The organism is Amycolatopsis sp. NPDC058278, from assembly GCF_042881395.1.
Classification (GTDB): domain Bacteria; phylum Actinomycetota; class Actinomycetes; order Mycobacteriales; family Pseudonocardiaceae; genus Amycolatopsis.
Map to the genome: position 1 here is coordinate 16,697 of NZ_JBHVXZ010000129.1, position 11,298 is coordinate 27,994.

The 11,298-nt window shown below is 71.3% G+C and carries 11 protein-coding genes and 1 pseudogene; 6 read left to right on the forward strand and 6 right to left on the reverse strand.

All coding sequences use genetic code 11. The features are described from left to right. Positions 1-90: 90 nt before the first annotated feature. A complete protein-coding gene (locus ACFVYA_RS41170; RefSeq protein WP_285992116.1) occupies positions 91-1,017 on the reverse strand; it encodes a LysR family transcriptional regulator in 927 nt (308 codons plus the stop codon). Positions 1,018-1,136: 119 nt separating this feature from the next. On the opposite strand from ACFVYA_RS41170, the gene ACFVYA_RS41175 reads away from it, so the two are divergent. After that, on the forward strand, positions 1,137-2,330 hold the full coding sequence (locus ACFVYA_RS41175) for a Glu/Leu/Phe/Val dehydrogenase dimerization domain-containing protein (RefSeq protein ID WP_387052906.1): 1,194 nt from the start codon (positions 1,137-1,139) through the stop codon (positions 2,328-2,330). Here the strand turns inward: ACFVYA_RS41175 and pip are convergent. From pip to ACFVYA_RS41200, 5 genes are all read right to left on the reverse strand, one after another. Then, positions 2,320-3,267: a prolyl aminopeptidase gene (gene pip / locus ACFVYA_RS41180; protein ID WP_387052908.1), complete on the reverse strand. Its 948-nt coding sequence runs from the start codon at positions 3,265-3,267 to the stop codon at positions 2,320-2,322. The two genes, ACFVYA_RS41175 and pip, sit on opposite strands and share 11 nt — an antisense overlap. 80 nt (positions 3,268-3,347) lie before the next feature. Next, positions 3,348-4,076: an ESX secretion-associated protein EspG gene (locus ACFVYA_RS41185; protein ID WP_387052922.1), complete on the reverse strand. Its 729-nt coding sequence runs from the start codon at positions 4,074-4,076 to the stop codon at positions 3,348-3,350. A 25-nt stretch (positions 4,077-4,101) separates the two neighbouring features. Continuing rightward, positions 4,102-5,490 carry a WXG100 family type VII secretion target gene (locus tag ACFVYA_RS41190; protein WP_387052910.1) on the reverse strand — a complete coding sequence of 463 codons (1,389 nt, stop codon included), beginning with the start codon at positions 5,488-5,490 and terminating at the stop codon, positions 4,102-4,104. Positions 5,491-5,493: 3 nt separating this feature from the next. Further along, positions 5,494-6,132, reverse strand: a complete 639-nt coding sequence (locus tag ACFVYA_RS41195) for a DUF3558 domain-containing protein (protein ID WP_387052912.1) — start codon at positions 6,130-6,132, stop codon at positions 5,494-5,496. Positions 6,133-6,143: 11 nt separating this feature from the next. Beyond that, positions 6,144-6,536: a hypothetical protein gene (locus ACFVYA_RS41200; RefSeq protein WP_387052914.1), complete on the reverse strand. Its 393-nt coding sequence runs from the start codon at positions 6,534-6,536 to the stop codon at positions 6,144-6,146. 183 nt (positions 6,537-6,719) lie between these two features. On the opposite strand from ACFVYA_RS41200, the gene ACFVYA_RS41205 reads away from it, so the two are divergent. From ACFVYA_RS41205 to ACFVYA_RS41225, 5 genes and pseudogenes are all read left to right on the forward strand, one after another. After that, the gene (locus tag ACFVYA_RS41205; protein ID WP_086848108.1) at positions 6,720-7,301 is read left to right on the forward strand and encodes a TetR/AcrR family transcriptional regulator; all 582 of its coding nucleotides are present in this window, start codon (positions 6,720-6,722) and stop codon (positions 7,299-7,301) included. 199 nt (positions 7,302-7,500) lie between these two features. Then, positions 7,501-8,838 (forward strand): hemolysin family protein, encoded by a 1,338-nt coding sequence (locus ACFVYA_RS41210; RefSeq protein ID WP_387052916.1) that lies wholly within the window; start codon positions 7,501-7,503, stop codon positions 8,836-8,838. Continuing rightward, positions 8,835-9,878 (forward strand): hemolysin family protein, encoded by a 1,044-nt coding sequence (locus ACFVYA_RS41215; protein WP_285992124.1) that lies wholly within the window; start codon positions 8,835-8,837, stop codon positions 9,876-9,878. The genes ACFVYA_RS41210 and ACFVYA_RS41215 overlap by 4 nt, the downstream gene beginning before the upstream one ends. After that, entirely contained in the window at positions 9,875-10,756 is an 882-nt protein-coding gene (locus ACFVYA_RS41220) for a 3-methyladenine DNA glycosylase (protein WP_387052918.1), read from the forward strand. The genes ACFVYA_RS41215 and ACFVYA_RS41220 overlap by 4 nt, the downstream gene beginning before the upstream one ends. A 116-nt stretch (positions 10,757-10,872) precedes the next feature. After that, positions 10,873-11,298 (forward strand): annotated as a pseudogene (locus ACFVYA_RS41225) (hypothetical protein); the annotation flags it as partial.

Here is an 11,298-nt window from a genome sequence, read left to right on the forward strand (position 1 = left end):
TCGCCTTCGGACGCTACACGCGGGGTACGACAAATTCAGGGCGGATCTTGCGCCTCGGGAGGCGTTCACCACTCCGTAAGAAGTCCCTGATCAGGGCAAAGCGGGTTCGGTACCCAGCCCGAGCTCGGCCGCGGACGCCCGCACGGCGTCGATCACGAGGTGCAGTGCGGGGCGCCGGGACGCGGTGCGCCGGTAGGCGATCGACACCGTCCGCAGCAGCGGCGTGGTCAGCGTGACGACGTCGATGCCCGGCGGCCGCAGCTGCCGCAGACCGAGGTCGGAGACCAGGGTGATGCCCAGCCCGGCGCCCACCATCGCCATCGCCGTCGACTGCTCTTCGACCTCGTGGTTGATCTTCGGGCTGAAGCCGTGGCGCTGGCAGGCCGTGCGCATCGCCCGGCCGAAGTGCGACTTGGCGCCGGCCAGGATCCACGGGTGCTCGGCGAGGTCGTCCAGGGCCGCCGACCCGGACGGCACGGCACCCCGGGGCACCGCCGCGTGCAGCCGTTCGACGGCCACGACGGCCCGCTCCAGCCCGGCGTCCCACGAGGTCGGCGCGTCGGAGTACTCGATCACGAACGACAGGTCGAGAGTGCCGTCGCGGACCGCCTCGGCGGTGTCCTCCGGCGCCAGTTCGCGGGTGCGGACCTCGATGCCGGGGTGCTCGCCGGCGAGCGCGGTCAGGGCCGTCGGCAGCAGCCCCGAGGCCACCGACGCCCACACCCCGGCGGTCAGCCGGACCGTTCGCGACTCCTGGGCCTCTTCCAAGGCGAGCGTCGCGCGCTCCACCGAGCCGAGGATCTCTTCGGCGTGCTCGGTCAGCAGGGTGCCCAGCTCGGTCAGCTGGACGCGCCGGCCGAGCCGTTCGAACAGCTTCGCGCCCACGTCCCGCTCGAGCTGCGCGAGCTGCTGCGACACCGCCGAAGCGGTGTAGTGCAGCGCGGCGGCCGCCGCGGTCACGGTGCCGCGGCGGTGCAGCTCGCGCAGCATCCGCAAGCGGTGCAACGAAAGCTCCATACACAAAACTTAAACGAGATCGTGCAGCAGCGTTAAATGGACGGGCGGGCCACCCGGGGCGCACGCTCGTGGTGGCGGTCACGAGGCCGCCCCGGACTTCCCTGGAGGTGAGTGGCCCGATGACCCCCGTCCAGCCGCTGATGCGGCTCACGTGGACCGATCCCGTGACCGGTGCGCCCGGCTACCTGGTCGTGCACAGCCTGGTCTCCGGCGTCGCCACCGGGGGCACCCGGATGCGCGCCGGCTGCACGATGACCGAGGTCGAGGACCTCGCCCGGGGCATGGCCGACAAGGCCGCCACCTTCAACCTGCCCGTCGGAGGGGCCAAGGGCGGCATCGACTTCGACCCCAAGGACCCGCGCGCGTTCGACGTGCTGAAGCGCTTCTGCGCGTTCCTGCGGCCGTGGCTGGACGCGCACTGGGTGACGGCCGAAGACCTGGGCGTGCCGCAGCACCTGATCGACTCGGTGTTCGCCGAGCTGGGGCTGGAGCAGTCGTACCACGCGGCGATCCGCCGTTCGGCCGACCCGGCCCGGACCCTGCGCCGGGTGCAGGCGGGCCTCAACGCGCCGGTCCCCGGCGGGTTGCTGCTCGGCGACGTCGTCGGCGGCTACGGCGTGGCGCAGGCGTGCCTGGGCGTCGCGGCGGCGTGGGACTGGGACGTCCGCGAAACGACGGTGGCCATCCAGGGCATCGGCACCATGGGCGGCGGCGCGGCCTGGTACCTGCACGAAGCCGGGGTGAAGGTGGTCGCCGTGGCCGACGCCGCGGGCACGTTGTACGACCCCACCGGCCTCGACGTCCCGGCGCTGCTCGAACTGCGCGACCGCTTCGGCGAAGTGGACCGGTCGCGGCTGGCCGCCGGAGTCCGCTCGCTGCCGCGCGAGACGATCGTCGGGATCGACGCGGACATCTTCGTGCCGGCCGCGATCTCCTACGCGCTGCGGCCGGACAACGAGAGCGTGGTCAAGGCCAAGGTGGTCGTCGAAGCGGCCAACGCCGCGACGACGCCGGAAGCGGAGGCCGCGCTGTCGGCCCGCGGGGTCGCGGTGGTGCCGGACTTCGTCGCCAACGCGGGCGCGGCGGCGTGGGCGTGGTGGCTGCTGCTGGGCGAGGTCGGCGCGGACCCGGCCGACTCGTTCCTGCGGCTGCGCACGGAAATGCAGGCGAAGATCGCCCTGCTGCTGGCGGAGTGGAAGATGGACCGGCTTCCCCTGCGCCTCACCGGGCTGCGGCTGGCCGAGACCAACCGGGCCCGGCGCGCCGAAGCCGCGCTCACCCCGGACGGGGAGCCGGCACTGCTCATCCCCTGAGCGCGAAGCGGTCGGTCGCGCCGATCAGGACCTCCTGCATCGACGCGGCCGACACCGTGTGCCCGACGTCGTCCAGCATCACCAGTTCGCTGCCCGGCCACGCGTGGTGCAGCAGCCAGGGCGTGCCGACGAGGTTGTTCGTGTCGAGCACGCCCTGCGCCAGCACCGCCGGGATGCCCGCGAGCTTGCCCGCCTGGCGCAGGATCTCGCCGTCCTCGAGGAACGCGCGATTGCTGAAGTAGTGGGTGACGAGCCGGGCGAAGCAGAGCCGGTACGCCGGGTCCTCGAAGACGTCGTGCGGCGGCACGCCCGGCAGCATCGCGTCCTCCCAGGCGCACCAGTCCCGGGCGGCCCGGTGGTGGACGGCGGGGTCCGGGTCCATCAGCAGCCGGTGGTAGGCCGCCGAAAGGTCGCCGTCGCGCTCGCTTTCCGGCACGCCTTCGCGGAACTTCGCGAAGCCGTCCGGGAAGTACGCGCCGAGGCCGCGGATGAGCATCTCGATCTCGATGAAGCGATCGGTCGCCAGGCCCATCAGGACGACTTCGCTGATCCGCTCGGTGTGGCGCAGCGCGTAGGTCAGGCTGAGCACCGAGCCCCAGGATCCGCCGAACAGCAGCCATTTTTCGATCCCGAGGTGGCCGCGGAGACGCTCGAAGTCGGCCACCAGGTGGTCGGTGGTGTTGGCCGACAGGTCGGCGACCGGGGCGCCGGCGTGCGGGGTGCTGCGCCCGCAGCCGCGCTGGTCGGCCAGGACGATCCGGTAGCGCTCGGGGTCGAAGAACCGGCGGACGTTCTCCGAGCAGCCGGATCCGGGGCCGCCGTGCACGACGAGCGCGGGCTTCCCGGCCGGGTTTCCGCAGGTCTCCCAGTAGATCTCGTGCCCGTCGCCGACGTCGAGCATGCCGTGCTCGTAGGGCTCGATCTCGGGGTACAGCATCAGCGCGTCCTTCCACCGGGAGATACAACAGCGCTGTCACGTTAGCGCCGCACGCGGCACCCGCGCACGGTCTTTTTCGCTCAGCCCAGCGTGCCGGCCAGCTCGGCGAGCGTGTCGGCCAGCTCCTGCGGGCCCGCCGGGCCGATGTGGATGACGGCGTCGTCGCCCGAGCCGGCGGTGTAGCTGAGGTAGCGGCCCCAGTCGGTGTCGGCGTAGTGCAGCGGCTGCTGCAGGCAGGTGTGGCGGCCGACGTCGTCGCGACGGCCGACGTAGAGCTCCCCGCTGCCCGAGACCGGCCGCTGCACGAGGCTGACGACGTCGGCGACGGCCGGGTCGAGCGGGTAGGCGGCCTGCCCGCGGCGGGCGGCCTCGGTCAGGTCGGCGACCCGGACGGTGCGCAGCCGCCCACCACCGGCCCCGACCGGTGGCAGCTGCTCGACGAGGGACTCGGCCAGCCGGTTCCGGTCGATTTCCTGCACGCCGACGTGCGTCCCGTCGGAGACGGCCAGGACGGCCTGCAGCCCCTTGGCGGCGGCGAGCACGCCGTAGGTCCGACCGCCGGTGCCGACCCAGCCGTAGCACTCCCGCGCCGGGCTGACCAGCAGCGGGAGCCAGTCGAGGAAGTCGACGGTGGCCCGCCCGCGGGCATCGACCAGCCCAGCCTCGGCGAGCGCGGCGTCGACCCGCTTGCCGGCTTCCTCGCGCTCTTCGTCCGAGAGCCACAGCGGCTCCGGACGCAGGGTGAGGTGGAGCTGGCCGACCTGCTCGCGTTCGGCCAGCGCCGCCAGTGCCTCGACCGGAACGTCCACCCGGCCTGTTGCCACGTCCACCCGCCTACTCGCCGATGACCGGCGGACTGGTCCGCTGGTCGGTGCCGAAGATCGCATCCGGATCCGCTTCGATCAGGTAGTCCGGCCGCTGGTGCTCGTCGTCTTCCTCGCCTTCGCCCCGACGCCCGCCGGGGCCCATCGGCCCCATCTGCCCGCCGCGCCCGCCGGCCGACCTCGCCGCGGCAGCTTCCGCGGCGGCGGCGTTGCCGAGGCTGCCCATGCCGGACCCGCGGCCGCCGCCGAGCCCGCGCTCACCCGCGCCGCCGGACCCGCTGCCGCTGCCGGTTCCGCTGCCACTGCCACTGCCGGCTCCGGTGCCGGTGCCGGTTCCGCCTCGGCCCGTCGGGTCGAGGAGCCGGCCGCCGGCGTTGCCGCTGTTCGGGCCGCGGCCGCCGGTGCTGGAGTTCGGGTCGTTGGGGTTCAGGTAGTTCTGGCCGTAGTTTTGACCGTAGTTCTGGCCACCGCCGGTGTTGGTGGGATAGAAGTCGATCCCCCCGGTGTTCGGCGGCGTCTTGCCGGGCTGGTCGGTCGTCTGCCCCGGCCGGGTCGGCACAGTGGGGCGGCCGGAGCCCGTCGTGTGGGTGTCGTCGCCACCGGTACCGCCGGTGCCGCCTGTTCCTCCCGTGCCTCCGGTCCCCCCGGTGCCACCCGTACCGCCGGTGCCTCCCGTACCGCCGGTTCCGCCCGTTCCCCCGGTCCCGCCGGGCTTGTCCCCGCCGCCGGTGTGCGTCGTGTCGACGCTGGTGGTGGAGGTGTGGTCGTCGCTGCCGGGATCGCCACCGGGGTGCTCCGGCAGCCACTTGCCCCGATCGGTCGGCTCGACGATCCTGCCGGGGCCGTCCGGGGTGTTCACGGAGATGGCGGCGCCGTCGGACTCAAGGATGCCGTAGTCGGTCGGTAGCACGGCCTGGTTGCTGCTGGTGCTGTTGCTGTACTGGTCCATCACACGGACGTTGGTCTCGTTCGCCGCGTTGTAGCGCGCCACGCCCTCTTGGTAGTTGTCGATGTCGTCCTTGGCCATGAACGGCCCGGCGATCGGGATGGCGGCCTTGAGGCCGGTGGTCCAGGGATTGGGCTTGTCGGGCTTCGGTGGCACTTCGACGACGGTGTTGCTCGAATCCTCGAAGACGGCAGCCTGGGTCTTGACGGACGCGGAGGTCGCGTCCAGCGGCGCCGAACTGTCATGGAACGCCCGTTCCATCGGTCCCGCGCCCGCGTTTGCCGCGTCCGCGGCGTCACCGCTCCACGACTCCACCATGCGCGCCTGGAGCGCCTTGATGCTCGCGCCCCGCTCCATGTAGGCGTCGGACAGCTGCTGCACGGTCTCCGCCATCTGCTGCAGCCCGGAGGTGTCGCCCTGCCTGAAGTTGTCGTAGATCTGCTTGCCGTCCACTCGTCATGCCCCCTTGAGTGTCTTGATCACGCTCGACGCCACCTGGTTGGCAGCGCCGCAGGAGTCGTCGGCTCCCTGGTAGCCCTGCGCGTACACGTCGAAGGTGAGGTCGTCGGCGATGCCCACGCCGATTCCGCAGGATCCCATCGGCCGCTCGTCCAGCGGTCCCCAGTAGACGGCCGGATAGCCGTCTACGTCCGGGGCGTGTTCCAGGAACCTGATGTAGGTCTTGTTGACGTAGCCGCGGTAGATCCCCGCCAGGCCACCTGCCCCCTCGTCACGGCTCCCGGTGCCGAGCGACACCGATAGGCCGATCCCTTCACCCCGCAGCTTCCAGAGGCAGGACGGGCCAGCCTTGGTGAACAGCGTGTCGCCCTTCGCCTGGTATCGGCCTGGGTCGGTGTACTGCAACGAAGTCAGCACGTCCTTCGGCACGATGGCGCAGGTGTCGGAGACGTACTTGCTCGCGTCCAGCGGAACGGCGACCTTCGGCACCTCCGGATCCACCGAGGACGGGTTCGTCGCCGCCGAGCCGGTCGGCGAGGGCGATGCGGTGCCGTCCTTCGTCGTGGTGCAGGCGGCTACCGACCCCGCCGAGAGGGCCACGAGGACGACCAGAACGCCCAGTTTGATTCGGAACAAGTTCAGTTCGCCTATGCTTTGAAGGTGCCGGACAGGTCCTGATCGGTCACCACGGTCTTGGACTGGGCTTCCCTAAGCTTCTTGAGGTACTCCTGCGCGTACTTGCGCATGGAGTCGTTCTGCTTGAGCAGGGCCAGGACCGAGTCCGAACTCGTCGAGGCGTAACCTCCGCTGGAGGGATCCTCGCCCGGCGCCAGCTTTCCGATCTGGACGATCTGCCGGATCTTCTCGCCGTCTTCGACGATCTTGTCGACCAAGTCCTCCCACTGGCCGATCACCGCGGACAGCTCTTCGGGGTCCATCTTGAACTGGCCGCCCTTGCCGCCGCCGTAGACGCGGCCCGGCGTATCGAAGACATCTCCCCACAGGGCCCGCGCCGCCGCTCCGGCCTCACCGATGATCACGCCGCACCTTCCCCTCAGCTCACCCACCGTGATGGGCAAACCTTAGCCAACCGTCTCACTTCGTGTCAGCGAATCGCCGCAACGTTCAGACGGTGGGGGTCACCGCGCGGTTCCCGCGCACTCCGGGTCACAGTACGTACGTACGGATTGCGAGATACCAGTCCGCGGTGCCAGGATTTCAGGATGCCACGCGTAAGCCAGGATCACCTCGACGCACGCCGGCGCCAGATCCTCGACGGCTCGCGCGTCTGCTTCGCGCGCTACGGCTATGAAGGTGCCACAGTCCGGCGCCTCGAGGAAGCCACCGGTCTCTCGCGGGGGGCCATCTTCCACCACTTCCGCGACAAGGAGTCGCTCTTCCTCGCCCTCGCCGAGGACGATGCCCTGCGGATGGCCGACGTCGTCGCCGAACAGGGCCTTGTCCAGGTCATGCGGGATCTTCTGGCCGGCGGTGACCACCCCGCCGACTGGCTCGGGACGCGCCTGGAAGTGTCCCGGCGGCTGCGCACCGATCCCGAATTCCGGGCCCGCTGGGCCGAACGGTCCGAGCAGCTCACCACCGCCACCCGGCTGCGCCTGCTGCGGCAGCGGGAGGCCGGGAACCTGCGTGACGACGTCGACGTCGACGTCCTCACCGCGTTCCTCGAACTCGTCCTCGAAGGACTCGTCTCCCACCTGGCCATGGGATTGCCCGCCGCCGGGCTGGGGCCGGTGCTCGACCTCGTCGAAGAAACCGTGCGGCGGCACCGCCCGAGCCGCGGATGAGCGCTCCGACACACCCCGCACGCCAGCGGGCGGCACCGGGGACACGTTAAGCTTGTCCGCATATCCGCAGTACACGCCGATTTCCCGCTAGGAGTGACCGTTTCGTGCGCGCAGCGCAGTCACCCGGTGACAGTACCGGGCCGGGTGACCGACCCGGCTGTCCCATAGGTTCATCCCCCGCCACCCGGGCGGGTGCGGAATGATCCAGATCCTCTTCGCCGTCTGCGGCGTCCTCCTCTTCGTGCTGCTGACGATCGGCACCGGGCTCGCGGTCGCGGCCGAGTTCTCGCTGACCGCGCTCGAACGCAGCACCGTCGAGGCCAACGTCCGCCAGGTCGGCGACCGCCGGGCGCTGACCGTCCAGAAGGCGCACCGGACGCTGTCCTTCCAGCTCTCCGGTGCCCAGGTCGCGATCACCCTGACCACGCTGATCACCGGGTACCTGGCCGAGCCGCTGATCGGCGAGCTCGTCCGGCCGCTGCTGACCGGCCTCGGGCTCCCGGCCGGGTTCGCCGGGGGCGCGTCGATCGTGCTCGCCCTGGTCCTGGCGACGTCGCTGTCGATGATCCTCGGCGAGATGGTGCCGAAGAACCTCGCGATCGCCCGGCCGCTGCCGACCGCGCGCGCCGTCGCCGGCTACCACTCGCGGTTCTCCTCGCTGTTCCGCTGGCTCATCACGCTGATGAACAACAGCGCGAACTTCCTGGTGCGCAAGTTCGGCGTCGAGCCGCAGGAAGAGCTGCGGTCGGCGCGTTCGCCGCAGGAACTCGGGTCGATCGTGCGGTCCAGCGCCGAAAGCGGGACGCTCGACACGTCCACCGCCGAGCTGCTGGACCGCTCGCTGCGGTTCGGCGAGCGCACCGCGGAAGAACTGATGACCCCGCGCGTGCAGCTCGAATCCCTCTCCGTCGACGACACCGTGGAAGACCTCATCGAGATCTCCCGCCGCACCGGGTTCTCGCGGTTCCCGGTGCACGCCGAGGACCTCGACGACGTCCGCGGCGCCGTGCACGTCAAGCAGGCCTTCGCCGTGCCCGCCGCCGACCGGGCCGCCGTGCCGATCGGGTCGGTCATGCGGCCGGTGCCGACCGTTCCCGAGTCGCTGCCGGGCGACGACCTGCTGCTGCGCCTGCGCGACTCCCGCTTCCAGCTCGCCATCGTCGTCGACGAGTACGGCGGCACGGCCGGGCTGGTGACCCTGGAGGACGTCGTCGAGGAGATCATCGGCGACGTCCGCGACGAACACGACGAGCGCGAGGCGCCCGCGTCCCAGCAGGTCGGCGCCGACAGCTGGCTGGTGTCCGGGCAGCTGCGCGCCGACGAGGTCACCGGCGTCACCGGGTTCCGGATGCCGGACGGCGACTACGAGACCATCGCCGGGCTGATCCTCGAGCGGCTGGGCAAGATCCCCGCCGAGGGGGACGCCACCGAGGTCGACGGCTGGCTGCTCACCGTGACCACGATGGACAAGCGCCGGATCGCCGAGGTCGAAGTCGCCCCGGTCCGCGCGGCCCCGGAACCGGAGGTGGCCTCGTGACCGACTGGCTGAACATCGCCCTGGTCGTGGTCCTGCTGCTGCTCAACGCCTTCTTCGTCGGCGCGGAGTTCACGCTGATCTCCTCGCGGCGCGACAGGCTCGAAGCGCTCCTGGAGCAGGGCAAGACGCGCGCGCAGATCGTCATCAACGCGAGCAAGCACGTGTCGCTGATGCTCGCCGGCGCCCAGCTCGGCATCACCATCTGCTCGCTGCTGCTCGGCCGCCTCGGCGAGCCCGCCATCGCGCACCGGCTGTCGGCGGCCTTCGACCTGCTGGGCCTGCCCGAGGCGCTGCTGCACCCCATTTCGTTCGCCATCGCGCTCGCGTTCATCACCGTGGCGCACGTGCTGATCGGCGAGATGGTGCCGAAGAACCTCGCCATCGCCGAGCCCGAGCGGCTCGCGCTGTGGCTGGTGCCGGTGCACGTCGCCTGGGTGAAGCTGGCCAATCCGTTCATCTGGCTGCTGAACTTCGTGGCCAACTCGCTGCTGCGCGCGTTCCGCGTCGAGCCGAAGGACGAGCTGGAGACGGCCTACACGTCCGACGAGCTGGCCGAGCTGCTCAGCGAGTCGCGCCGCGAGGGCCTGCTCGACCAGTCCGAGCACCAGCGGCTCGCCCAGACGCTCTCGTCGGTGCAGAAGACGGTCGCCGACGTGCTGGTGCCCACCGCCGAGCTGACCACGCTCCCCTGCGGGCCGACCGTCGGCGAGGTCGAGAAGGCCGTGTCGTCCACCGGGTTCTCGCGGTTCCCGGTGTGCACCGACGACGGGCGCCTGACCGGCTACATCCACGTCAAGGACATCCTCGAGCTGGCCGGGCAGGACCCGAGCACGACCGTGCCCGACTCGAAGACGCGCGCGCTCACCGAACTGCGTGCCGACGCCCGGCTCGACGTCGCGCTTTCGGCCATGCGCAAGGAACGCAGCCACCTCGCGCGGGCGCTGGACGCGAGCGGGAACGCCGTCGGCGTCGTCGCGCTGGAAGACCTCGTCGAGGAGTACGTGGGCACGGTGCGCGACGGCACCCACGTGGGCGCGTGACCGGCGTCGAGGTGCTCGCCGAGCCGGACTGGCTGGCCCGGGAGGCGGAGCACGTCTCGCGGATGCGGCGCTGGACCGGCCCACACCAGCAACGGCGGGCGCGCGGCGAGAAGCACCCGGTGCTCGACTTCCTGTTCACCTACTACTCGTACCGGCCGTCGCACCTCGAGCGGTGGCAGCCCGGGCCCGGCGTCGCGCTCGCCGGGCCCGCGGCGCGGCGCTTCCTGGACCGCAAGGGCTACGTCGAAACGCCCGACGGCGTGGTGCTGGATCCCGCCGGGTTCGGCGACGGCAAGGTGCGGACGGCCGAGTTCGTCCTGGCCCTGCTGACCGCGACGGCGTCGCGCGCGCCCCGGCTGAGCTGCTTCGGGCTGCACGAGTGGGCGATGGTGTACCGCGAGCCTGCCGATTCGATCCGGCACGACCAGGTGCCGCTGCGGCTGGGTTCGGCGGGCACCGACGCGGTCGTGGAGGCCCTGGACATCCGCTGCGGGCACTTCGACGCGTTCCGCTTCTTCACGGCGCCCGCGCGGCCGCTCAACGAGCTGACGCCGTCGAGGGAGACGCAGATCGCACTCGAGCAGCCGGGGTGCCTGCACGCGAACATGGATCTGTTCAAATGGGCGTACAAGCTCGACCCGTTCGTGCCCGCGGAGCTCGTGGCGGACTGTTTCGAGCTGGCGGTCGAGATCCGGACGCTGGACATGCGGGCGAGCCCGTACGACCTGGTGGAGCTGGGCTACCCGCCGGTGCGGATCGAGACGGCGGCGGGCCGGGCCGAATACGCCAGGGCCCAAGGCGCGTTCGCCCGCCGGGCGGCGCCGCTGCGTCATCGCCTGATTGCGCACTGCCATCGCCTGGTCAGCGCAGCACCCTGAGCACGACCCACTGTGAGTCAGATTATTCTCTCACCGATACTCACCTGTTAGGGTGATAACGGTTTGATTGCATAGCAGCGCGTGCTTGGCATGCGCTCACCCCGAAAGGATGACGGATGGGGCGACACTACCGGGACGAGGAGCCGGTGCCGCACCCTCAGGACCGCACGCCCAGCGTGCCCGCCGAGGGGCGCAGCGAGGCGTCCGGCGCTTTCCGCACCCCGGGACGCAGCTCCATCTCGGACGCCTTCGGCATCGCGGGCCGCGGTTCCGCCGCCCGGACCCCGGGCGAGTCATCCGGTTCGGTTTTCTTCACGGAGGGGGCGGAGGCGCCCGGCTTCCCGCCCGAGGGCGGCGTTGCGCACCCCGCCGCCCGGCGAGGCGAGGCGTCGGGTTCGTACCCGGTCGCGGGCGCTCGCCGCGGGGAAGCTTCCGGCGCTTACCCGGTCGCCCACGGCGAAACCACCGCGGCTCGCGCCGGCTGCCCAGGGGAAGCCACGGGCGCCTACCCCGGTGCCAACGCCGAAACCGCCCCCCGCCGC